Annotated in this window: 20 protein-coding genes; 9 read left to right on the top strand and 11 right to left on the bottom strand. The window is 44.5% G+C overall.

The features are described from left to right. The first annotated feature begins 249 nt into the window (after positions 1 to 249). From M3636_RS19510 to M3636_RS19500, 3 genes are all read left to right on the top strand, one after another. Positions 250 to 1,170: a helix-turn-helix transcriptional regulator gene (locus tag M3636_RS19510; RefSeq protein WP_251383765.1), complete on the top strand. Its 921-nt coding sequence runs from the start codon at positions 250 to 252 to the stop codon at positions 1,168 to 1,170. A 92-nt stretch (positions 1,171 to 1,262) separates the two neighbouring features. Next, positions 1,263 to 1,772 carry a DinB family protein gene (locus tag M3636_RS19505; protein WP_251383690.1) on the top strand — a complete coding sequence of 170 codons (510 nt, stop codon included), beginning with the start codon at positions 1,263 to 1,265 and terminating at the stop codon, positions 1,770 to 1,772. Positions 1,773 to 1,787: 15 nt separating this feature from the next. Continuing rightward, complete coding sequence (locus M3636_RS19500) at positions 1,788 to 2,390, top strand: YdeI/OmpD-associated family protein (protein WP_251383689.1); 603 nt, start codon at positions 1,788 to 1,790, stop codon at positions 2,388 to 2,390. 76 nt (positions 2,391 to 2,466) lie between these two features. Here M3636_RS19500 and M3636_RS19495 read toward each other — a convergent pair whose 3' ends face one another. Continuing rightward, positions 2,467 to 3,333: a helix-turn-helix domain-containing protein gene (locus tag M3636_RS19495; protein ID WP_251383688.1), complete on the bottom strand. Its 867-nt coding sequence runs from the start codon at positions 3,331 to 3,333 to the stop codon at positions 2,467 to 2,469. A gap of 204 nt (positions 3,334 to 3,537) precedes the next feature. Here M3636_RS19495 and M3636_RS19490 point away from each other — a divergent pair, with 204 nt between their 5' ends. Then, positions 3,538 to 5,058: a glycoside hydrolase family 43 protein gene (locus M3636_RS19490; protein ID WP_251383687.1), complete on the top strand. Its 1,521-nt coding sequence runs from the start codon at positions 3,538 to 3,540 to the stop codon at positions 5,056 to 5,058. 110 nt (positions 5,059 to 5,168) lie between these two features. Here M3636_RS19490 and M3636_RS19485 read toward each other — a convergent pair whose 3' ends face one another. The 3 genes from M3636_RS19485 to M3636_RS19475 all read right to left on the bottom strand — a co-directional run bounded on the left by M3636_RS19485 (position 5,169) and on the right by M3636_RS19475 (position 8,600). Then, positions 5,169 to 6,944 carry a SulP family inorganic anion transporter gene (locus M3636_RS19485; RefSeq protein ID WP_251383686.1) on the bottom strand — a complete coding sequence of 592 codons (1,776 nt, stop codon included), beginning with the start codon at positions 6,942 to 6,944 and terminating at the stop codon, positions 5,169 to 5,171. Positions 6,945 to 7,141: 197 nt separating this feature from the next. Further along, a complete protein-coding gene (locus M3636_RS19480; protein ID WP_056694052.1) occupies positions 7,142 to 7,471 on the bottom strand; it encodes an ArsR/SmtB family transcription factor in 330 nt (109 codons plus the stop codon). 202 nt (positions 7,472 to 7,673) lie between these two features. Next, positions 7,674 to 8,600: an S-layer homology domain-containing protein gene (locus M3636_RS19475; protein ID WP_251383685.1), complete on the bottom strand. Its 927-nt coding sequence runs from the start codon at positions 8,598 to 8,600 to the stop codon at positions 7,674 to 7,676. Positions 8,601 to 8,983: 383 nt separating this feature from the next. Here M3636_RS19475 and M3636_RS19470 point away from each other — a divergent pair, with 383 nt between their 5' ends. From M3636_RS19470 to M3636_RS19460, 3 genes are all read left to right on the top strand, one after another. After that, positions 8,984 to 10,726 (top strand): ABC transporter ATP-binding protein, encoded by a 1,743-nt coding sequence (locus M3636_RS19470; protein WP_251383684.1) that lies wholly within the window; start codon positions 8,984 to 8,986, stop codon positions 10,724 to 10,726. Positions 10,727 to 10,811: 85 nt separating this feature from the next. Next, a complete protein-coding gene (locus M3636_RS19465) occupies positions 10,812 to 12,560 on the top strand; it encodes an ABC transporter ATP-binding protein (protein ID WP_251383764.1) in 1,749 nt (582 codons plus the stop codon). A gap of 80 nt (positions 12,561 to 12,640) precedes the next feature. Next, positions 12,641 to 13,156 carry a hypothetical protein gene (locus tag M3636_RS19460; protein ID WP_251383683.1) on the top strand — a complete coding sequence of 172 codons (516 nt, stop codon included), beginning with the start codon at positions 12,641 to 12,643 and terminating at the stop codon, positions 13,154 to 13,156. A 71-nt stretch (positions 13,157 to 13,227) separates the two neighbouring features. Here M3636_RS19460 and M3636_RS19455 read toward each other — a convergent pair whose 3' ends face one another. Beyond that, entirely contained in the window at positions 13,228 to 13,653 is a 426-nt protein-coding gene (locus tag M3636_RS19455) for an Lrp/AsnC family transcriptional regulator (protein ID WP_251383682.1), read from the bottom strand. 132 nt (positions 13,654 to 13,785) lie between these two features. Here M3636_RS19455 and M3636_RS19450 point away from each other — a divergent pair, with 132 nt between their 5' ends. Then, positions 13,786 to 14,538 (top strand): MBL fold metallo-hydrolase, encoded by a 753-nt coding sequence (locus M3636_RS19450; RefSeq protein ID WP_251383681.1) that lies wholly within the window; start codon positions 13,786 to 13,788, stop codon positions 14,536 to 14,538. Between the two features lie 449 nt (positions 14,539 to 14,987). Here M3636_RS19450 and arfA read toward each other — a convergent pair whose 3' ends face one another. Continuing rightward, positions 14,988 to 16,493: an arabinosylfuranosidase ArfA gene (gene arfA / locus M3636_RS19445; protein WP_251383680.1), complete on the bottom strand. Its 1,506-nt coding sequence runs from the start codon at positions 16,491 to 16,493 to the stop codon at positions 14,988 to 14,990. Positions 16,494 to 16,671: 178 nt separating this feature from the next. On the opposite strand from arfA, the gene M3636_RS19440 reads away from it, so the two are divergent. Next, complete coding sequence (locus M3636_RS19440; RefSeq protein WP_251383679.1) at positions 16,672 to 17,580, top strand: ArsR/SmtB family transcription factor; 909 nt, start codon at positions 16,672 to 16,674, stop codon at positions 17,578 to 17,580. Positions 17,581 to 18,168: 588 nt separating this feature from the next. On the opposite strand, the gene M3636_RS19435 is transcribed toward M3636_RS19440, so the two are convergent. From M3636_RS19435 to M3636_RS19415, 5 genes are read right to left on the bottom strand one after another with little or no spacing between them, the layout of a single operon-like run. Next, entirely contained in the window at positions 18,169 to 18,462 is a 294-nt protein-coding gene (locus tag M3636_RS19435) for a hypothetical protein (RefSeq protein WP_251383678.1), read from the bottom strand. After that, a complete protein-coding gene (locus M3636_RS19430) occupies positions 18,459 to 19,292 on the bottom strand; it encodes a transcription initiation factor TFIID subunit 7 family protein (protein WP_251383677.1) in 834 nt (277 codons plus the stop codon). Before M3636_RS19430 ends, M3636_RS19435 begins: the two co-directional genes overlap by 4 nt. Next, positions 19,289 to 20,353 (bottom strand): hypothetical protein, encoded by a 1,065-nt coding sequence (locus tag M3636_RS19425; RefSeq protein WP_251383676.1) that lies wholly within the window; start codon positions 20,351 to 20,353, stop codon positions 19,289 to 19,291. The genes M3636_RS19430 and M3636_RS19425 overlap by 4 nt, the downstream gene beginning before the upstream one ends. A 22-nt stretch (positions 20,354 to 20,375) precedes the next feature. Next, positions 20,376 to 22,697, bottom strand: a complete 2,322-nt coding sequence (locus M3636_RS19420) for a dynamin family protein (protein ID WP_251383675.1) — start codon at positions 22,695 to 22,697, stop codon at positions 20,376 to 20,378. Further along, complete coding sequence (locus tag M3636_RS19415; RefSeq protein ID WP_251383674.1) at positions 22,670 to 25,003, bottom strand: dynamin family protein; 2,334 nt, start codon at positions 25,001 to 25,003, stop codon at positions 22,670 to 22,672. The genes M3636_RS19420 and M3636_RS19415 overlap by 28 nt, the downstream gene beginning before the upstream one ends. Between the last annotated feature and the right edge of the window lie 3 nt (positions 25,004 to 25,006).

The raw sequence follows: 25,006 nt of genomic DNA, 5'->3' as shown, positions 1-25,006 counted from the left end.
ACTACTTAACATCATGACTTGGCTTCACTGCTTATCCTGCTAAGCATAAACATTTGGCGGTTTATAAAGAGTGCGTATCTGCACTCTTTTTTTGTTATTTTCATCTCACGTTGTAGCTAAGTTAAGCATGCGCATCAGCAATTAGTGACTTACCTTGAAGTCATGAGAAGACAGATCTCTTCTCGTTCATAACACTGTGATATAATATGGCCTGCAATAACAAAATGGAATACTGGGCGGGGATACATGATGAAATTGGAACGTTTAATATCGATCATATTCAAGCTCTTGAACCATGAAGTGTTGTCGGCTTCGACATTAGCGGAAGAGTTTCAGGTTTCTCCAAGAACCATCTATCGAGACATTGATGTCATCTGTGCAGCCGGTTTCCCCGTCGTCTCTCATCAAGGACTTAAAGGCGGGTATGGCATTATTGATGGATATAAAATGGACAAAAGCTTACTCGGCTCATACGATGTAAATTCCCTTATTACAGTACTCAGCAGTCTCTCCACTGTCTTTGATGATGGACGAGTACAAGGAACGATTGAGCGACTGCAAACGATTGGTCCGAAGCATCAGATCTCCAGTTTATCCATCGATCTGGAGACACGTCGAACGGAACCTGATGCCCTGCCATATCTCCGAGCAGGAATCACCGAATATCGGATTATTCAATTCGATTACATTAATACCAAGAATGAACGAACAACCCGTCGAATGGAACCCGTAAAACTGCACTTCAAATATCGCAATTGGTACGTATATGGATTCTGCCTGACACGTCAAGATTATCGGGAGTTCCGACTCTCTCGGATGATGAACGTGAGCTTAAGCTCTGACACTTTCCAACCGCATTCGGACAGTATTGAACCAACGATTAAGCGGGATGACTCCCCGCAAAACCAGACCACAGAAGTGGTGTTCAAGGTTAATCCGGAAGCCCTCGCGGAAGCCATGGATCACTTTCAACAAGCGGATAAACAATTTCATGATGATGGAAGCATGACGATGCGAATCGCAGTTCATCAGCCATTGAAAGCCCGTTGGTTATGCTCGTTCCTGTTAAGTTTAGGTAGTGGCGCTGAAGTACTTGAACCCGCCGAACTGCGAGATATCCTGAAGGAAGAGCTTCAGAACGCACTTAAGCCGTACAAAAAAACACATTGAAGAAGTATGACACGCTGTTGTCATACTTCTTTTTTTATAATCATCTCAGTAAGTTAGTTGCACCTTACCGCTAATTCTAAGGAGATGATCGCATGAACCATCCGCAAGAAATGTACAAGTATCACACATGGGCTACACACACCATTCTAGGGAGAATTCAAGAATTACCAAACAGCGTATTACATCAGGAGGTGAATAGTTCATTCCCCACCCTCGCTCATGCACTAAGTCATATGTATGCTGTTGATCAAATGTGGTATCTGGTACTAACAGGTGTCAGTATGCCCGAAGCTCTACAAATGTGCATGCCACGCAATGAAGAGATATACGATTCTATAGAGGACTATAGCAAGCGATTTGCAGAATTATCACAACAATTTACAGCGTGGTTTCAAGATCACATCGATCTGGAACACACGATTCTGCTGGATAATCCATTCGCGGGAATTCGAAATACCAGCCTTACGGAGATCATCTTTCACCTGATTAATCACGGAACGTACCACCGAGGGAATATTTCTACAATGCTGCGTCAGTTAGGTCATGCCTCTATTATGAATGACTACAGCCTCTTCTGGTATACGAAGCCTGCTACAGCTTAGATGATAGAATAAACTATGGAAATCAATAATTATTTGGCTGTTACATCAAGAGAAGAATTAAGAGCTTGGTTACATGTGCATGGAAGAACTCAAAAGTGTTGCTGGGTAACCATTAGTCTCAAACCAAATCCCGATACACTGTTGTACTTAGATGCCGTAGAAGAGTCCCTATGTTATGGCTGGATTGATGGAATAAAGAAAAAGATATCCGAGAACCAGCTAATGCAACGTTTATCCCCTCGAAGCAAACAGAGCTCGTGGACTGAACTAAACAAAGAACGTGTTCGCCGTCTTGAAACGCTGGGACTCATGCATGACGAAGGTAGACAGGTTCTACCTATAATGGATCCAAATGCTTTCATCATTGATGATGTGATTGAACGAAGACTCAAAGATAATCCGATGATCTATGCTAATTTCCTGGCATTTCCGGCTCTCTACCAGCGGGTTCGCATCGACACCATCCAAAGCGTGAAGCATCAACCAGCATTATTCCAGCACAGATTGGACAAATTGATAACTCACACCGAGGCAAATCAGATGTACGGTCAGTGGCATGATCATGGACGACTCTTAGTTTATAACGATGAACACTCCACCAATATAACGAAAGTATAAAAAGAGGATCTCCGATACGAGGTTGTTCAGAAATTTGCTTTTGAACACGCACGATATGGGAGATCCTCTTAATTAATCAGTTCAGATTCAGCCTGTAATTCTTGGGCGACATGCCATAGGCTTTCTTAAACTGACGAGTAAAATAATTGCTATCATTGAATCCACAATCATACGAGATTTGGGTAATGGATAGATTGCTATTTTTCAGTAGATGACATGCCTTTTCCAGACGCAGCTTATGCACATATGAGATAGGCGTCATCTGATAATAGGAACGAAAGATCCGATTGAGATGCCTAATCGATATGTTTGATTTTCCCGCAATATCCTCCAGCGATAATGGCTTCAAATACTGATCTTCAATATAGGAAATGGCATTGGCCAGGTGCATCAAATTATTGCCCCTACCGCCCTTCTCCTGCGTATCATACTGCCTCGACAGATATACCGCCATCTCCGTGAGACGTGCAATCAGCATCGTTTGGTATCCTTGCTGCTTCGTCTCATATTCCTCAACCATGAACGAAATTAGCGCTTCAATATATTCCAGGCTAGAAATAGGCAAGGAGAGCACACTCGTGAACGAGTGGATATGACGATAGAACGGTTCCAACACAAACAACGCTTGAAATCCATTCGATCTCCTCAAATCAGGTCCGGTTGAAGAGAGCATGTCAGGTCTGAACATAATATTACATATTTTAAAATCATGAGGGTCGATATACGCATGATGTGTCTCGCCATTGATGACGAATACATTTCCCTTTTTGATAAAAAACTCCTCGTTATTCACAACATGGGTCGCATGACCATTCAAGACAATTACAAGCTCCGTGAAATCCATATGATTGTGAAGCTCCATATCTGTCTCATGCCCACCATATTGAATGAAAAACGGAAACTCCTTATCTGACGTAAACCATCTCAGATATGCATTACTCAAAAGCATTCCCTCCGAACAATGTTAGGCTCGTATGTCTATATCATGCTATTCCACGTCCGAAAAATCAAGGTAAAGGGCGGTTGTAACCGCTATACTCTCCCTATATAACAAGGCATGCGAATGAGACATTCAAGCCAGACGGTAGCTCAGATTCGCCAATGTGCCGCAATTTATCTCTAACTCTCATATGAATAGGAGCCTAACATGACGAAATATACGAACCCAGTGATTTCAGGTTTTTACCCCGATCCGAGTGTCTGCCGTGTAAACGAAGATTATTATCTGGTAACAAGTACGTTTGAATACTCTCCGGGTGTGCCTGTTTTCCATAGCAAGGATCTCGTTCACTGGCAACAAATTGGACATTGTCTAACCTCGTTAACACAGCTCCCGCTAAGTAAAGCGTGGGTTTCCGGCGGTATATATGCACCGACCATCCGTTACCATGAGGGCTGGTTCTACATGACAACGACCAATATCGGCGCGGGCGGAAACTTGATTGTGCGCACCCAAGATCCAGCAGGTTCATGGTCTGATCCGATTTTTGTCGCACAGGGGGGCATAGATCCTTCTCTACTCTTTGATGATGATGGTCGTGTCTATTTCCAATCCGCTCAAAATGGTAATGAAGGTGAAGGAATATATCAATGCGAGATCGATATCACTACCGGGAAGCAGCTTACAGATAGCCGACTCATCTGGCGCGGAACAGGCGGAGCTGCCCCAGAGGCGCCCCATCTGTACAAAATTAACGATCTGTATTATCTCATGATTGCCGAAGGTGGCACCGAATACGGACATATGGAAACCATCGCACGGAGCACGAACCCATACGGGCCGTTTGATGCATGTCCTCACAACCCAATTCTATCGAATCGCAGTATGAAGAGCAGTATTCACGCCGCTGGGCACGCAGATCTGGTTCAAGCTCAAGATGGAACATGGTGGGCTGTCTGTCTTGGCATTCGTCCTCCTTCTTATCCGATGCGCCATCACCTGGGACGAGAAACATTTCTCGCACCTGTAACTTGGACAGATGAAGGCTGGCCGATCATTGGAGACAACGGAAACATCAAACCTGTTATGGATGCGCCCGAGCTACCTCAAGTCCAATGGACAACACCAAGCGTGCGGGACCATTTTGACGAACCGACACTTGGTTTGGAATGGATGTTCTTGCGTAACCCTGCACCGGCAAGCTGGTCGTTAGAAGAACAGCCGGGTCAGCTCGTGCTGCGTGGAACCTCCGTTTCCCTGGATGAGGTAAGTAATCCGGCTTTTGTTGGTCGTCGGTTGGCACATTTTACATCCCATATCGCAACTGAATTAACATTTGAACCACAGGAGGACGGCGAAGAAGCCGGCTTAACCCTGTATATGAATCCCAAATATCATTACGATCTGGCGATCAAACAGGTGAACGGGCAGAAAAAGATCCTACTTCGACGCACCGTTGGCTCCCTAAAAACCGAGCAATGGGTAGCTTGTGAAGCTGGCCCAGTAATCTTAAAGATTCACACACAGTCTGACCAATTCCTTTTCTCCATTCAGCAAAATTCATCTCCAGAACTGGAGGTTGGCTCAGGTGAGACACATCTGCTCTCCACCGAAATAGCAGGCGGTTTCACAGGAGTTATCGCTGCGATGTATGCTACTAGTCCATCAGGAAATGGTTCACCTGCACAGTTTGATTGGTTCGATTATGAACCATTGGAGGAAGTATAATATCCGTTAGATTTGTTACTCAAGTGCACAATTTCAATTCAAAAAAGCTGCCGTCTGTACAATACAGACAGCAGCTTCAACTTGTCATAGCTTCCTCTAGCTTCAGTGGTTTACACGGGGCTATTTGCTTCCATTCGCTTTCCTGATTTCAGCATACTTATACGTTCTGAATCGGTTCCAGCGCCTGATAATGCAGCACATTCACGAAAGGCAAAATGTTTGCATCCCTTACATTTCTGATCATCCAGATGTGCTAATGCATAATTGATGGCTTCACCCGTGTGCTCAAACATATGATCAGGATTAATCCGTTCTATCAAGCCTGTTTTCTTCAGCATCTCCAATGGTTGCGCCTGAATACCGGAAAGTAAAACCATTCCCCTAGATCTCTCCATATGTTTAACAACATGAGCCAGATTGGATTCACCCGTCGTATCCATAAAGGGCACCTTGCCCATGCGTAACAGCAAAATACCTGGTCGCCGATGAATCGAATCCATGACCGACTTCTCAAATCGATCTGCTGCACCAAAGAATAATGGCCCTTCAATCGTATACAGGTTTATCTGTGGACAATCATGTCCTTCGCGAACCATGTAGTCCATGACTTTCTCATGTTTATGATTGGGATCAGGTAGCACTTTGGCAACCTTCAACATCTCACTCATCCGTTTAACAAATAAAAGGACAGCCATAATCAACCCAACCTCTACAGCCGTCGTTAAACTTGTAAATACGGTCAATAAAAAGGTAATGAGCAGAACGAGCGAATCACTCGTTTTGGTTTTCATGACATGCATGAACGATCTCCGTTCACTCATATTCCAGGCAACCATCATCAGGACTGGAGCCATACTGGCAAGTGGAATATGGGAAGCATAGGGTGCGAACATAACAATTACCAGTAGGACTACTACGCCATGAATAACCCCAGATAATGGTGACACAGCTCCAGACTTAATATTCGTTGCCGTACGTGCAATCGCGCCAGTTGCAGGAATACCACCAAATAATGGCGTCACCATATTAGCAATCCCTTGCCCAATAAGCTCTCGATTGCTGTTATGTCGACTTCCGGTCATGCCATCGGCAACAACAGCAGACAACAACGATTCGATTCCGCCCAACATGGCGATGACCAAAGCCGGTTGCAGCAAGTTTACGATTCGCTCCCAAGTCATCTCAGGCACATGAAATTGAGGCAAGGCGCTTGGTATCGCACCAAAGGACGATCCAATCGTAGTCACCTGCCCTTCAAAAAACAACGCTGCAACTACTGTCGATAGAACCAGACCAACCAGTGACGCAGGCACCTTCGGCGCAAATCTCGGCACAAGCAGAATAACAGCTAGACAACTGCCTGCTGTCAGCAAACTATATATATTAACAGTTGAAATATGCATCCCGATTTCTTTCATATTAGACCAAAAATCTTCATGTTTCTCAATCCCGCGCAGTCCCAGAAAATTAGCAATCTGCCCACTGAAAATAATGACGGCAATACCCGCCGTAAATCCAATAGTCACTGGTCGTGGGATGAACTTGATTAACGCCCCAAGTTTAAACAACCCCATTAGTACAAGCATTAATCCGGCCATGATTCCAGCAATCAATAAATTTTCATATCCATACTGCATCACAATGGCGAAGAGGATCGGGATAAATGCCCCGGTTGGCCCGCCAATCTGGAACTTAGATCCACCCAGCAACGAAATAAGAATCCCTGCGATCACTGTTGTGTACAAGCCATACTCCGGTTTGACTCCGGAAGCGATAGCAAACGCCATACCAAGTGGAATTGCAATAATACCTACAATTAGTCCCGATAACAGATCCTTGCGAAAAGAAGATCCATTATACCCTGCATATCTCCCCATCCATTTCATCTGACTTAACCTTCTTTTCTTTATATATTTGAATATTTGAATATAATAAGAAGACTACGCCGCTGCGAGTACGCTGTCAATCGTAATGCTCACACCTGAGACATTGATTACATACAGAAAAACAAGAAGTTCCCGAACTTACTTCAACTTCAGGTTCCTCTTGTTTAAGACGTGTCTGAAAACATGCCCTAACACGTTTATGTTTCTTTGCGGATATCTTCCAGCATCGAAATGGCATCCACCAAATGATTGTCAAAAATCTGTTTGGCAACCTCTAGTAAGTCTTTGATCAAAGGATCCCGCAGAGAGTATATGACCGTAGTCCCCTCTTTCAGACCCTGCACAACATTTTTACTACGTAATACAGCCAGCTGTTGGGAAACGGCGGAACCTTCTGATCCCAGGATACTTTGCAGCTCGTTGACGTTCTTCGCTCCTTCGCTCAGCAACTCCAGAATCTGAATCCGCATAGGATGAGCCAAGGCTTTGAAAAAATCCGATTTAAACTGTTGTATGCTCTGATTCATACGTTATACCCCTTCATTCAAACTTTTGAATATATAAAGATCATAACATAGATGGGAAGATAAGTTTCACAGTACAATTAACACAAAATGAACAAAACAAAAGCTGCCGCCTGTATAATACAGACAGCAGCTTCAACAAATTGCTTCGTTTTTAGTTCCTCATTCAACCAAGTTGAACTAAAGAATAGTAACATTCTTTTTTTTATTTACCTGATGGCTGTGCTTCTGCTGTGTAGCCTGTTGGAATGTCTGTTTCAGCAGTCACATTCGTAATAACCATTGGATACATCATGTCAGGATCAGGCTGAACAATGGTGTAGAGCACGATTGCACGTCCATCCTTCTCCAGCTTCACATCATCAATCTTCAAGCCATAGCCAGGATGCGGCATTTCAGCCGTCAGCTTAACTTTCGTCGTTTTATCATCGACCTTCGTCGTTGTCACGCTTGGTACGATTCCTTGTTGACCCTCGCCCGGATCGGTTGGAGCGGGTTCAGCAGAACCGTCATCCCCATGCGAATCCACAAATTCAAGTGCACTGAAGATCATGCTTGCAGCCTCCATACGGGTAAGCGACTGATCTGGACGGAAGTTACCGTCCTTATCCAGTTCAATGATGTTCATATTCAGCAGGTTCTGGACCGCAGATTTGGCGTCCTTACCAATTTTATCTTCGTCATTAACAAGATTATACTTCATGATCACTGGATAGTTACCCGTTGTGTTAATACCTTCGTGGAGTAAAATGACAAACTGTTCACGCGTCATCTCCCCTTGCGGATTCAACTCTACCGGAATGGACAGACCATTCTGCGTTGCAGCCTGTACAGCATCAGCATACCATGTGTCTGGACTAATTTTATTTGGAGCCGCAGAAACAGCAGCATATTCATTTTTCAAACCAAATGCCTTTACAATCAACTGCACACCTTGTGGCTCTGACAATGCCTGATCTGGACGGAATAGATCTGAGGTCACACCGTTTACAATACCTTTCGATTTCAACGTATCCACCACTGTTTTTTGCCCTTCATCCTTCACATCTGAAAAAGCGAGTACCGAAGCACCTCCTGCCGTTAATGACACGCATAGTGCGAGCGTTGCCGCCAATCCTTTTTTATGTTTCATGCCTTGGCACCTCCTATGATTAGTAAACCCTATTTTTTACCTGTTCAATCCTACAGACGGGATACTCTTCAAAAATGTTTCACTAAATCGACATTAGGATGAATAATGATAGAGACACAACTTCCCTCAATCCTTTCCGTATTCGTTTTCTATTTGCTCGATGTCGACTGATTCCCCTGAGTCCATGCTTGCTTGCTTCGTTGACATTCATACGGATTAGAGCAAAAATAAGTATAGAGAAAATGAGCGAATGACGGATAAATTATAAACCGGATTGCATACAGTAAGAGGGCACGGCGCGCTAATATCAGGTGTCGGCCCTTTTGCTGACTTCGCTTCCGAATCCACTTTTTTAGCTGAACAAACAAAGGAGAACCCATTTTATGTCCAAGACAGGATTATTACGAGGCTATGTAATCGCCAACTGGCCTGTATATCTGGTCGCGATCCTTCTAATCATTGCCTCCAATGTAGGTCAGGCATCTTTACCCCGAATTCTGGGCAGCTTCACGGATCAGTTAATGCAACATACATTTCAGATGAACACCGTCGTTCATTACAGTCTTTCCCTTCTAGCTATTGCCATCGCTTATAATTTGCTGTTTGGTACAGGACAATTCATGATTATGAAGCTTGGCCGTCGGTTTGAGTTCATGACACGTGAGCGAATATTTAGCAAATTCTCCGAACTAAGTGAGCACTATTTTTCCAAACAAGGTAATGGCAAGCTGCTCAGCTATGTAATGAACGACGTAACGTCAGTACGTGAAGCGATCTCCAATGGCGTGACACTGATGACAAATGCAACATTCCTGTTGTTGTCTTGTGTGGTCATGATGCTGCTCAGTGGAATACCCTTGAACCTCATTCTGATTAGCGTGATTCCGCTGTTGGCCATCCCATTTCTGGTCGTTTTTTTTGGTCCGCGTATTCGAAAGCGTTCCCGCGACGTGCAGGAGGCGCTGGCGAGTATGACTGAAGCTGCGGAAGAACAGCTGGGTGGCATCCGGGTTACCAAAACGTTTGCGATTGAAGACGTTGCTCAGGAGCGGTTTGGCACAACCGTTGATGCAATCAAAGCAAAACAACTGCGCTTAGTACGTCTATCTTCCCTGTTTCAGGCTCTACTTCCGCTACTGGGTGCCATCTCACTCGTTGTATCGCTGCTCGTTGGTGGCATATTAACGATGCAGAATTCCATCACGCTCGGCAGTTTTGTAGCACTAACATTATATTTGCGTATTATTATGGGGCCGCTGCAGCAGATTGGTAATGTGATCAATACCATGCAACGCTCGGGAGCTTCCCTGGAGAGAGTCAACGATCTGCTTCTGGAGGCACCTGATGTCCGAGAACGTTCAGGAGCTAAAGCGCTCAATGAGGTGAGTGACATCACCATTGATCGTCTGACGTTTACGTACCCAGGAAGTTCTTCTCCTTCACTTCGTGATATCCGGCTAAACATTCGTGCAGGTCGTACGGTTGGCATCGTAGGCAGAACTGGTTCAGGTAAGAGCACCTTGGTCAAGCTGTTACTTCGTACATACGAACCACCAGAGGGCACGATTCGCATAAACGGTACAGATATTCGTGCTTTATCGCTGGAGAGCCTGCGATCCCGCATTGCCTATGTTCCGCAAGATGGCTTCTTATTCAGTACCACCATTCGAGACAATATTGCCTTCAGTGACCGTAATGCGTCGCTCGGTACAGTAGAACACAGCGCGAAGCAAGCGATGATCTACGATAACATCACACGTTTCCCAGACCGCTTCGATACTCTACTCGGCGAACGTGGACTTACCTTGTCTGGTGGACAGCGGCAACGTACCAGCTTGGCTCGAGGATTAATTAAGAAAGCCCAGTTACTCATTCTCGACGACAGTATGAGTGCTGTGGATGCTGTTACCGAAAGCGGCATTCTTCGAAGCTTGCGTGAGATCGGTAAGGGCAAAACAACATTGATTATTTCGCATCGGATTAGCGCGGTTCGTCATGCAGATGACATCATTGTGCTTGACCAGGGGCGTATCGCAGAACAAGGCACCCACTCCCAGTTGATGGCGGCGAATGGGTTGTATGCCGCAACGTTTCGTTTGCAGGAGGAGGGATTACATCTTGAGTGACCATAAACCTGATGCAGATACCACCACAACAACGACAACAACAGTAACGGAGCCAGATCAGAGTAAGCGCACTTCCTTCAAAGCTATGATGGCATATGCCAAACCGCATAGACTTACCTTTCTGGGAATCTTTTTGTGCTCACTGCTCGGCATTTCTGCTGATTTACTTCAGCCTTATTTAGTCAAAATCGCGATTGATGACCATCTTGCGATAGGTCAAACAAGTGTTGCATTTCTGGTTCAACTCGCAGCCATTTATCTAGGCTTAGCCGTCATTAGCTTTGTTTTTACTTATGTACAAAATAACCTGTTGCAACATGTCGGTCAGAACATCGTCTCTCGCATTCGCAAAGACTTATTCCGTTACATCTCCAAAATGTCGATGTCATTTTTTGATCGATTTCATATCGGTAGCCTGGTTACAAATGTATCCAGTGATACAGAAACGATCAGCAGTTTCTTCACCCAAGTGCTGCTTAGTCTGATTCGAGATGGCATGATGCTCGTTCTCATTATCTTTTTCATGTTCCAACTAGACCCTGTACTGGCAGGATATTCACTTCTGGTGTTACCAATTATCGCTATCGTTGCCGTGTTATTTCGGAGTAGACTACGAAAGGCTTATCAGAACGCACGCACACGTCTCTCTCGTCTAATCGCTTTTACTGCAGAGAACTTGTCCGGCATGTTCCTTATTCAAGCTTTTCATCAGGAAGAAGAACAGAAGAAACGGTTTTCGGAGAAAAACCAGGATCATCTGGAAGCCAATATTACTCAGGCTCGTTCCAATGTCATCTTCAACCGTACATTTGATATTCTGGGCAATGCCGCACTCGTCATGATGGTTTGGCTGGGAGGTCGCGCAGTTCTTGGGGAGTCACTACAGGTAGGTGTGCTCTATGCCTTTATCAGCTACATTCGCCAGTTCTTTCAGCCGATCAACCAGATTACGATGCAATGGAACACGTTCCAATCCACTACGGTATCCATGGATCGCATCTGGAAAATTCTAAGTACGCGCCCAGAGGTCGCTGATCCCAAGCCGCAAGATGCTCACACACTTGAGCCACAACACGTGATGGGTCAGGTTGATTTTAATGATGTTTCGTTCGGATACCGACCAGATCGTCCATTAATAGAGCATTTGAATCTGCACTTGTATCCAGGCGAAATGGTTGGCATTGTGGGCACAACGGGAGCAGGCAAAAGTACACTGATCTCTCTACTGAATCGCTTCTATGATGTTCAGGCAGGTCGTATTGAGATTGATGGTACAGATATTCGGCGAATCCCCCAAGCCAATCTTCATCGAATCGTTGGTTTGATTCAGCAGGAGCCCTTTCTGTTCTCGGGAACGATTATCGATAATGTGCGTATGTTCCGCGAGGATATTTCTCGGGAAAAGGCAATGGAAGCCTGCCGTTTTGTCGGGGCAGCAGCGATGATTGAGCGTTTGCCTGAAGGATACGATACACGTCTATCTGAACGAGGAAGCGGATTGTCGGCTGGGCAGCGACAGCTCATATCGTTTGCAAGAATTGTGGTATTTGAACCTCGTGTGCTCATCCTGGATGAAGCGACCGCTAATCTGGACTCCCATACCGAGCAACTGGTACAGCAGGCTCTGGAAACTGTATCTCAGGGACGAACAACGATTGTCATTGCACACCGACTCTCCACGGTCATGCACGCTGATCGAATTCTCGTCATGGAGAATGGCGAGATTGTTGAGGAAGGATCACATCAGAAGCTGATCGCCGCCAAAGGCGTATATGCGGATCTGTATACACATGCTCGAGAAGCTGGAGAAGATACTACAGCTGTCTCGGGATAAACGAATAATAAATATGCCGCCTGCCTCGCAGAGCGGCATATTTCGTTATATGATGGTTATAAAGGAGGATTGAATTGAACATGGAATCAGCACCTACTTCGAATATACAGCACATTCGGTACCGACGATTCACAGCTTTCTGGAAGGGAACACTGTGTCTATTGTTCATCATCCTATGCATTCTACTGTTGTGGTTTATATACGATGGGCTATCTAGCAAACTGGAAACATTATATTACTCAGTCGCAGCGGTTCTGGGCATATGGTTCATCGGCCCGTTATGCCTGATGTTCGGATCTCGATTCATCAAGCAGCCACCTGTGTTATTGTCTTGGAATGATGAAGCCATCCTGTGCGGCAAGCGACATATCCGTTGGGATCAGATTCGCAAAATTGAATTGTCCTCGTATCACTTTAGCAAGTGGATCTTGTCATCTTCACCGATGATCGTACTATTCCTAAATGATGGCACACGACACCACGTTGCAACAGATCATTTACTTAGCAAAAAGGATCGAGATCAAGCGGTCAACCTGCTTCAGCAAACATTACGTGATAAGCATCCGCGGGAAGATGAGTATACGTCATCGTTATGACCTGCACATCGCGTGTGCAGCTCCCGCCACGCGGTGCCTCACTTCCATGACAAGGGTAGTCTGCCGCAACTTCATTTCTCCACATGGAGAGACAAGTTCATCCTATAGTTTCCATAGGGTAAAAGTTCCTCAAGTAAATGGTTCAATTGTTCTGTCGTTCCGGTGCGAACACGCATCAGGTAACAACCTTCCCCGCTAATACGATGCACTTCAACGATATCTTCACGCGTAGCAATAAATGCCCGAAAAGCGGCGTGGCGATCGCCGGAGTTCAAGAATACCGTAACAAATGCCTGAAGTCCGAGGCCAAGGCGCTCCGGGTTCCATTTGATTGTGTATCCTTCTATCACGCCCAGATCCTGCATCTTGCGTACTCTCGCGCCTACGGCCTGTCCAGTCAGGTGAACGTCTTCTCCGATTTCTTTGTTAGAACGTTTGGCATCCTTAATGAGGATCTGCAAAATATGCAGGTCTGTGTCATCTATCGTTTCATTCATCTGGCTGTAGCAATCCTTTCATCTTGAAATGAGTTCGATCTATTTCCGTTCATCAGGTTATGTACGACGTTAATCGGGTTGTATAACATATAGGATATATACTATTCAACAATCCGAAGGAGTGCAAATATAATGAAAATTCAATTGATCCGTAATGCTACACTGTGGCTGGAATATGGAGGTCTGAACATCCTGGTTGATCCGATGTTGATGGATCCGGAGTCCATGCCCGGATTTCCAAATACACCGAATGAGTTGCGCAACCCGAGAGTGAGTCTCCCGGAAACCGAAACTGATTATCTTCATCCCGATCTGTTGATTGTCACTCACACCCATCCAGATCATTGGGATGAAGCTGCCGCGAAGCAGCTCCGTAAGGATATCCCGCTGTTATGCCAACCTGGAGATGAGCATGTATTTACCAATGCGGGATTCACCAATGTTACTGCTGTAGAGGATAAACATGAGCATCATTCGGTACGATTCGCTCGTACCACTGGTCATCATGGTACTGGTGAGATTGGTAAACGTATGGGTAACGTATCCGGCTTCGTCCTGGAAGCAGATGGTGAACCCGTCACGTATATTGCTGGTGATACGATCTGGTGCGAGGAGCCTGCTGAGGCAATTCGTCAGTATACTCCAGACGTTATTGTTGTGAATGCCGGGGGTGCACGCTTCAACGAGGGGGATCCCATTACGATGGACGAGCATGACGTTGTTGCTGTGAAGCAACATGCGCCATCTGCTCATGTGATCGCTGTGCATATGGATGCCATTAACCATTGTGTAGTATCCCGCGCCGATCTCGCCAGCCACCTGGCATCTGAGCAGTTGGATGGTCAGGTACTCATCCCGCGTGATGGTGAGAGTTTTGAGTTTTGAGTTTTGAGTTTTGAGACTTGAGACTTGAGGCTTGAGTTAACGAACTCAGCACACGCTATCTAGCAGATCTCAGCTAATCAAAAATTTCAATGAATCCTGCGCCTACTGCTTACTAGCCTGTTTCGTTGATACCTACATCTTACCTTACATGCAACCTTGCGGATTATCCCATTCCACCTTCTCCATCATTGTTCAATCGTCTTCGGCCTATATACGACTCACGAAAAAAGCTGGGTGCGAGTTCATCGCAACCAGCTTTTTGATTCGCACCATGTTCTTCTCCTAGTGCGCGGTGTTATGAAGGTGGCATTTGACGATCTCAGCCGTGCGGCTGAGCAAGCGGGGATTCAAGGAAGACACCAACACGCCGATATCCCTCTTATTTCCCTCTCGGAGATTTAATTAACCACAAGAGTTAACTGTGCCTTATCCCGTTAATGTCTGTGCCATTACTGAACTTTTAATCGAATCACGTTCCAAGATGCTTTGGCAAGACTTGCTGTAATCAACGTATCCGACACCTCTGCTCCCCCGCGGTTATGCGGAACAACACGGTTTGGCTGTGCGAGGGTATTGGTCGCTTTGAGATCATCATTCTCCAGCACGATATGCTCGATCAAGGTGCACTTCCCGAAGCTACGCAAATCCACTTCAAGCGGAAGAGATTCTTCCAGATGACGGTTCACTGCAAACACAGTCACTTCTCCGCGCTCTTCGTTATGCACCGCAATCCCTTCCAGATAAGGAACATCCGTAATTTGTTTAGTGTCATATTTCGGAGATTGAATCAATGGCACCAATGCTGTTCCACGCCCGTACACGGAAGCGTGCATAAACGGATAGAAGATGGTCTGTCTCCATGAACCCCCGCCTGTATCTGTCATAATTGGCGCGATTACGTTAACGAGCTGTGCCAAACATGCCATTTTGACCCGATCCGCATGTTTGAGCATGCTGATCAGCATACAGCCTACGAGAAGTGCATCCTCATGGTTATAAATATCTTCTAGTTGTGGCGGAGCAACCTGCCATGGATCCATTTTCGAATCATTTTCATGGGAGTGATACCATACGTTCCATTCGTCAAAGGAGAGATACATCGTCTTCTTGCTGCGTTTCTTCGCTTTGATATAATCACAAGTTGCCTTCACCGTGTCGATGAAACGATCCATTTCAAGCGAACGAGCAAGGAATGTCGGCGTATCATTCTCCTGATTGCCATAGTATTGGTGAAGGGAAAGGTACTCAACGTGATCATACGTATGATCCAGCACTGTTGCTTCCCAATCCGGGAACGTTGCCATGTTCAAGCTAGAGCTTCCGCAAGCTACCAGCTCGATTGTTGGATCCGTCCACTTCATCACTTTTGCCGCTTCTACAGCAGCACGTCCATACTCCTCAGCTGTTTTGTGACCAATTTGCCACGGGCCGTCCATCTCGTTACCTAGACACCATGTTTTGACCGCATGCGGCTCTTTGTATCCATGCTTGATCCGAAGATCACTATAATACGAACCTTCCGGATGGTTGCTATACTCCACGATATTACGGGCAGCATCTGCTCCTCTTGTTCCAAGATTGACCGCCATCATCACTTCAGAATTAGCCTGCTTCGTCCAGTCTACGAATTCGTTGAAACCAAATTCATTCGTCTCGATCGTTCTCCATGCCAGTTCCAATCTACGCTTGCGTTCAGACACAGGTCCAACGGAATCCTCCCAATTGTAACCGGATACAAAATTCCCCCCTGGATAACGTACAATCGGTACCTGTAGCTCTTTCACCATCTCCAGCACATCGGTACGGAAACCTTGCTCATTCGCTGAAGGATGTCCCGGTTCGTAAATTCCACCGTATACAGCGCGTCCTAAGTGCTCAATAAAAGATCCGTACAAGCGCTTATCAACTTCACCAATTTTAAAATCTTTGTCCACCGTCATTTTCGCTTTTTCCATTGAGGTAACACTCCTTAAGATTAATATTAAAATTAATTCAAAATGTATGGATAAACGTTTATATTTATATTAAAATCGATTATAACAATAATTTCAACCCGAATTTCGAAAAATGTTACTCTTTCCTTTGGATTTATGTTTAACTTAATTCTATAATTTATGGCTTGGAGGAACACATGTGATTAGAGCAACTACCGATGCAGAATGGCTGCCCCTCTATGAGGCGCTAGCCAGTGAAGTTCGTCTGCAAATTATTCGCCTCGTCGCGGACACCCCCATGAACGTCAAAGATATCGCTGCTTCGCTTGGTCTCAGCAGTGCTATTGTAACGATGCATGTTCGCAAACTTCAGGACGTAGGCATTATTCAATCGAAAATGGTTCGCAAAGACGGCGGTACCCATAAAATGAACAGTTTAGCAGTGGACTGGATTGGAATCTCTATGCCCCAGGACACCGGCTCATCCAATAAAGTTCATGAGGTTGCGATTCCAGTTGGACATTACACTCATTTTGACGTATATCCAACCTGTGGATTAGCTACCTCTACTCATGTGATCGGTCAGTACGATGATCCGCGCTACTTTTTAGACCCAGAGCGGATGCATGCTTTAATTCTCTGGATGGGGCGAGGATTTGTGGAATATAAAATTCCAAACTACATTTTATCCGGGCAACAGATTAACGCAATTGAGCTGTCTCTGGAGATCGGTTCAGAAGCTCCGTCCGTCAATCCAAACTGGCCCTCTGATATTACATTTACGCTGAATGGGATCAGACTCGGGGAATGGACAAGTCCCGGTGATTCGGGCAACGGACGCGGTGTGTTCACCCCTGAATGGTGGAGCGAGAGTGTCAATCAATATGGCATGTTAAAAGTGCTGCGGATCACCGATGAGGGGACATTTATCGACGGACAGCGTTTGTCTGACGTGAAGCTTTCGGACATTCCAGTGGAGCGTAATCAGTGGACGTTGCGTTTATCGGTTGAAGAAGACGCGCAGCATGTCGGGGGTATGACCTTGTATGGTGAAGGATTCGGAAACTATAACCAGGATATCCTGTTCCGTCTCTATTATCAGGAGTGATTATATGCGAAAGAACCTTCCGTATGCCAGTTGTGGCATAGCCGGAAGGAGCGCAAGTTCCGCTTTCTCTTTTACTTTGTTCTCACGCTGCTGCCTCGCCAGCGCCAAACCTTGAATATCTGTTAATTAATCGTTCAGCAGTCCCTAATTAGCCTATTCATTTATCAGAAAAAATTAGTTGGCATGGAGAAGTTTTATTTCTTTCCAGTCCGATACGAACAGCAAAAGCCACTTTATAACACTATAACGGCCAGCAAACCACTATTTTAAAAAAATACACATGAACCTGAATCGCGCACGCTAAAGGGTACGGGGGCGGAAATCATGTTCCTTTGGAGGAATTGAAAAACCGTGAATCCCCTGTAGAATCAAGGGATTCCAGCCGCGCTCATCACCTTTTCCTAGAGCCATAAGGCACCTAGGCAAAGCATCAAAAAATGCCGATAATTAGATGATTTAGAGAACTCAGGGAGATTGAAATTCAAGTTACCTGCCCCATTGCCATCTACAAAATTTGGTGGAGCAATGAAAATCGCAGGTTGCAGTTACACCTACTCCCCCATTTCTTAAAATAAATACAAGAAACTTTTAAAGCAACAATTGCAATTTTTCAGTAAGTGAATCTCTTAACTGAGTGCTTTGTTTTCCGTATTTCTTTCTCATTTTCCTAATTGCTACAAGGTACCACAAAGCACGTTTGGAGTGGTTTACTTGCAAAGATTGCATAACAATCGCCTGCATATGCTCCATCACTTTAATATGTTGCAATGTATCCAAATCATTCATTAAGATGCCCAACATATAGCTATCTGAATGACTTGGCACCTCATTCACTACTACAAATGCATCCTGAATAAGTTTATATATAATCTGTTCATTCATTCTATAAACTCCTTCAGTAGATCATAATCTTGTTTGGAGATACTCGTTAGTTGCTCCAAGGTCGTCTTCAATAGAATTTCAAATTGCTTGTACCCATCCGATGCCTTCTGCATAGTCTCGGCATTTTTAACACCAAAACGGCTAATTGAAGATTGTAAATCCTGGATTGCGTCATTTGTTAATTTCATGGTTCGCTTTATATTGTCAGCCGCGTCTTCCGCACTGTTGGACTGCATTTCGGAAGACTCTCGTAACGAATTGCGGACATCTTCCAACTCACTAATTAATGTAGCCGCAATTTCTTCTTGCTTTGAGGCTGCTACTTCAATATTGCTCTGATGTTGCTGGATCAATGTTTCTGACACCAATTTTATGGATATGGTTATCTGGGAAAATGCCGTCTCCACTCCCTGACTCATCCTATCTATCGCACTCTCCAGTGCTTGACGCATCTTATCCGAATTCTGATCAAAATGCTGAGGTACTTGTTGCAACAAGTCTTGAATCTGCAATAATATGATGCGACTCCTATCCAATTGTTCTATGGTGAGGTTATTGTGAGCAACAACAGTATTCCCAACAGCTTGCAAATTGTCAGCCATTAAGGCAAGTATACTTTTCATCTCACCTGGTGAAAGTGCCATAAGAAGCGCATTACGCTCTTTCCCAGCCTTCCTCTCCCAAGTATAAAAGGAAAGGTACACCAATCCCCCTGAAGCAGTTATTAACACAACACCAATAGGCAATAAAATTGAAATATCTGTTCGAGTTACGAATGCCATACCAAGCAATCCAATCGCCACCGCAGCAGAAATAGCGATTTTGTTCACAAAAATCCCTCCAAGTTAGAAATCACCGATTCGATATACGTTTTAATGATGTGTTTTGCTGTTTGTTCAAAAAAAAGATAACAACTTTGCTGAAATTTAACTTCGAGCTTCGTTTCATGCATAAACTCGACATATGCTATCCGTCCTCCCCCTAGAAAAGGAACTTGCGGTAATTCCTCTTTCAAATCATTACGAAATCGCTTTGTCAACAAAGAAAGTAAATTCGCATGTATCTTCTCTTCATCCCACAAACATATTTGCTTGGTACATCTTTGAAAAAGCTTTTTCATTTCGAGAAAAAACATTCCTTCCGCACTAAAAAAAGCATAGACAGAAGTATTAATAAGGTGTTTAGAGGGGATCGCCCCCTCCAACATAGCATCATAACATATTAGTCCATTCAGTACATGCTGTTGCAGCGTCTCGTCTTCCAGTTCTGAATAAAGCAAACTGTACTCCAGATCAAAGTTAAACTCTAGGAATTCCTTCGCTTCTTGCAGATGCCTTCTGAAGTCTTGTTTTAGTATATCCGTGTAACTACGCCCTTTCCAGTAAAGCAGAGCAGAAATCTCTGAAGATTTTGGGTTAAGTATAACGGTTGAAAATCCCTCGTTCTGATATGCAGTGACGGCGTCATCCATCGCCCTCTGCAAATCAGTCACATCGGTAGATAGCGTTCTTCTGTTGGATGGACATAAGACAATCGTTAGCTCACAGTATGGATACTCGCTCCTATATTTTCTCGCGGTTTCCAAGCTCTCGCTGTTATAAAACGTCCAATCATCTATAATCAAAATGCTGTCACGAACACTAGGGAGTAAAGTTTCCATGCCCATGCCTTGTGGTAAAGCAATAAGCTTGGTATGGGATGGAATGCGACTACTCTTCAATACGTCGAAAGTACTTGGGACGCCGTTGCTATCTTTCTCGTCTCGCACCACAACAATACCGTTGTCTCTACTAACTGGCAGATGCGCCTCGATCATCTGCGGCATAAAGCGATCATACACGGCATTACCTATCAAAAACAACCTGATGCAAGGATCTATCGTTCGATTCATAGGATCGCTCTCACCTTCTGCTCTATCTTATATGCAAACATTCGAGTTCAGTCTGCAATAATGCTGCGTGTGTAAGAATAGCATCAAGTTCTTCAAGACGATTGCCCAAAACAGCAACCCGCTCGTCTCGTTCAGTTTCAGAAGTATGGAGTTGGGCACGAAGCAGTTCCTGCTTTCTTCGTTCCTCCTCCAATGCTTGTGTTAGATTTGCCATAATCACGGATGTCACAACTCCCGAGTATTGTTTCTCTTGACTACGTAATATTTTTTTCACTTCACTAATCACTTGAGCAGTTGTATCGTCCAACAATTCTCGTTGCTCACGGCAGGCACGACGTATTTGATTTCCGTACTTGCTGTGAAGTTTTTCTCTGTTATCTTGAACTAATCGCAGATACTCTTGTTCTGTTCGCTCCAACGCTGCCTGTGCGCGAGTAAGTGCATCATCGGACAACATCAAGTTACTTTCTGCACGATTGTTAATCTGCCCAGAAATATTTTCCATATTGTTTTTTACCTCTTGCAGTGCCTGTTCCCTCTTGGCACTTTCAATCTTGTATGCCGTGTCTTCTGTGACAGCCACTTCATAAGATATCTGTTTCTTACCGAATAATAAACTTCCCAATCCACCCAAAATACCCAAATCCTTAAAATCTTTATCACGTGTTCTTCGCTCTGTTGTTTGTGTAATAGACGGCATAATACGACCACTAATTTCGGACTTTTGCGCCTCTAAATACCTGATTTTCTCCTCCAGCTTTGATTTTTGGCGCATCTCGCTTTGCGCGACCAATGCACTCTTGCTTGCATCCTCTTCACGCTGACGAAACCGCTCCAATTGTTGTTTGAGTTCGTCTTCTTGCTGCTCCATAGCTGCAAGACCCGCATTAAACACATACTCTTTCGATCTCAGTTCGATGGTACCAATTAATCCTCCTTCAATGCCATTGAGTTCCTCCTCAATTCGCTCTGCAACAGCATGATAGCTAGTATAAACCTGTTCTATCACTCTTTCACGCAGGGTGTCATCATACTTGGTGAGTATATTATGTACATAAGTATTAAACTTGGTTTCCATACTGCGAATGTATTCATTCATATCGTCCAAACTATCAAATGAATCAATTCTTCTCAGTAACTGCTCGGTATAGCGATTAATATCAGCATCTAACGCTTCAGTTACATCGCGTAGTCCCGATTTTACGTTCTTCGAAACTTCAGTGTAACAACGTTGCATCTCTACCTCTAAACCTCTAATTGCCTCTTGAACAACTGTAATACTGAGTTCAATCTCTCCTGTATCCTCCGCCTGTTGCAGCAAGCGAATCTCACGTTCTAAATTCGCTTTACTCCGATTTCCTACTTCAAACACCCGATTAACAGGTTCCAACCATTGGCGTTTTGTTTTTTCACCTTTCGTCAAGAATTCCATCAGACGTGCTTCAAACTCCTGAATTCGGGAATTCTCCAACATAACTTTTTTCTCTTCTTCGTTAAACTCTTGCGCACCACGGTATTCCGTCGGAACACTACTCCTAGCTGCTAAAGCCGGCAACGCTGCCAGCGGCCAAATTTCCGGACATTCATCATTGGGAAACACTTTCTGAAAGTTATCCTTTATGACACGTACAACAGTTTCTGCAGTTTCATCCTCATCGGCTTTAATTTCGTCAATTTTGTTCAACACAAATAGTATCGTGCTGACGTTACTCTTCAGGTCGGATAAAAACTCAAAGTCCGACTTCGAACCAGGATGATCACTACTGAACACAAAAATACAAGCATGAGATTTAAGAATCTGCTCCTGGGTAATATCTTTGTGCCCCTCAGCCACTCCATTCAGTCCGGGACTATCCACTAAGGTAACATTATCTCGCAGATATTCGGAGTCGAGATATAAATCTAGGTGTGCGACTTTGTTGGCAACATCATCTCCTCGTGTGCTAATATACCGTTGTACAATATCAAGCTCTGTACTCTCCAGAATTTTAGTGCTTCCATCCGTATAAAAAACGCATCCTTTTTCTTCCTGCTTCGATCGTTCGACATGACGAAGAAAATTGACCGTTGCCGTAGTTTCAGTTTTAAATGATGGTAACAACCGTTCACCCATCATCGCATTGAGAAGAGTGGACTTGCCCGCGCTAAATTCTCCTACCATAACGATACTATATTCGCCGGTACGCAAGCTCTCCGCCAGTTCCATAAATGCCCTGACCTTGACCTCTGCTTCCTTATCTGCATCCACCTGATACCAAACTGTGATGTCGTTCAGTAGCTTTTGGATGTTCTCCGCCCGCTTGCCGTGTTCTTCTCTTAAGCGAACTGCGTCTGCTGTTTGCATAGATATTCCCCCAAATCATTTTTCACTTTGAGAATCGCTTCCAGATCCATCCGAAGTTGTTCCAACTGTATACCGCCATGTTCTTGCTTATTACTAAGCATTTGCTGAAGGTTCTCCCGCTGACTGTTAGAAATGACTATGTAAAGTTCTTGTACTTCCTCAACAAGGCTTTCCCTCACATTTATAATAGATTTCTCAATGTTGTCTATTATTGCTTCCCTTAATGTGCCGAACAGGTAATCGCACACATTGGTCTCTAGGTTCATTTTTTGTCTATGCAGGTATTCCTTTTCAGCCAGATTTTTCTTGTCCTGCAAACTTTTCATTAGTTCATCTACTATTTTTTTTTGACGATTAATTTTTGCTGCCTCTGCTGCTGCGGTTTGTTTTTGCCTGATCGCATTTTCTTTGGCGTTTCTTATCTTTTCCCGTAAATTGCTCAATTGAGCTCCAAAGGCAGTTTCCTCACGCTGGAATGTGTTACGAAGTTTTCTTTCTTCTTCCTTCCATTTGTTTTGGGCAGAGTAGTCCCATCTTTTCTCGCTGTGTGTCACTTCCTTCGGACCAAGAAGTGCATCAAGGATACCGAGACCGCCTCTGTACTCGTATCGCGTTACAGTTTCATAGTAGGATCTAGGTTCTGGCATCTCACCAAGATTTCGCTTCCTACTTTCAAACGAATTTTGAGCCTGCTGTTGTCTCTCCTGGGTGAGACTGAGATCAGCCATCAGGTTTTGCTCCATTGCGCGTAGTCGACTCTGTTCGGTTTCCACCTTCCGTTTTCTGGCTTGTCGTTCAATCAACTCACTTTCTTCTTTCTTAATGTTATTTTCCTCTTGGACAAACCCCTTTAATCCATCGTCGCTCATCATCGCCTGATAACGAGGTAACTCCTGTTCTGAAAACTCATCGACTAGTCCCACATATTCCTGAATTCGTCGCATCGCAAGATTGTGTGTGTTCTCACAATATTTCGAAAGCAACTCACCAAGACGATGTGTGAGATGATGCGAATCATTAGCGACCGCTATTTCCATGACCTTGTTTGCGTTGAAGGTATCCCAATCATCCGGTGTATCAATCTCGCTGAATATTTCAGGAATCCGATTTTTGAACGTTTCTAGATGTTCCGTTAACGCGCTTTCCATGAAGCGTCTTCCCTCGTTCATCCGGCTGACAATAAAATTATCCAAATTTTTCATATGGTCTGTACTTCTTGCATCCCAATTATTCAGCAACTGTTGTGTACGTTCGACGATTTGCGCATCATCGCCTTTTGACCAAAGCGCATTTTGCACTTCGAACTGCCCGACTAATAGCTCGGCAATTCGCGCAGCGAATCTATGCGCAGCACATAACGCCGAAAAACTCACTCGCTGATAACTACTTTCCATAAAACGGCTGATGCAACCCATCACCTGTTCAAAATTGGACTCTTCATACAGTCTTTCTCTGTCTTTCAGTGTCAAGGTGGAAGTATCCGTATTGTATAAACGCGAAATCGAGGTATCCTTCGCTGCAAGGGCTTTCATGGCCGAGACACCACAGAGTTCAAAAGACACATCATTTCGTCCAGAAAACACTTTTTTTGATAGAATTTCATGTTGTTCTTCCAACTTGCTCTTCAGCGTCTCCCCTTCTAACGTGTTAATCTCGTCAATAAAGTTTTGCACAAAAATGAAATCATGTTGATACTGTCCTATCCATTTCAATGTTTCAATGTCGGTTGTGCCCAACCCTCGAGACTGCAACATATAGATACAGGCATGTGCGCTTTGAATCAAATCAATCGTGCGCTCTCGATGCATCTCAGCGACGCCGTTCAGTCCGGGTGTATCCACAAAGATTACAGGGACATTCGTTTCCATGATCGGAACGAACAGTTCGACCGATTTAACTTGATGACTCACCTGATAGACACTGCTTTCTGTAGTTGTTACTTTGTGTAGTTCACTATAATCATTTAACAGTTTGGTTACACCATCGTTTAATGTAACACGGCAAGTTCCCTGCTGTGCTCCGTGCGTGTTAACCAGCATAGTTACAGCAGCTGTCGTTTCCTTTACCCCATGTGCCAAATGGTCTTTTCCCATTAACGCATTGAGGAAGGTAGATTTGCCTGAACTGAATTCACCCACCACCGCTACCTTGAAGGACTTGTCCCGCAATCTATCCATAATATGCGCTGCCTCTTGGCTAATCGTTTTACTGTTTTGGATATAGGGCGTTTGGATGAGTACATTCAACAATTTTTCTCCGAACGACAAATTCTCAGAATCAGCAGGCATCAGTTGTTGATACACCATAAG

Origin of the sequence: Paenibacillus sp. MER 99-2 (genome assembly GCF_023714095.1) — a bacterium.
Taxonomy (GTDB): domain Bacteria; phylum Bacillota; class Bacilli; order Paenibacillales; family Paenibacillaceae; genus Paenibacillus.
The sequence above is the reverse complement of the archived record's forward strand: the minus strand, read 5'-3'. Positions and strand labels throughout refer to the sequence as shown.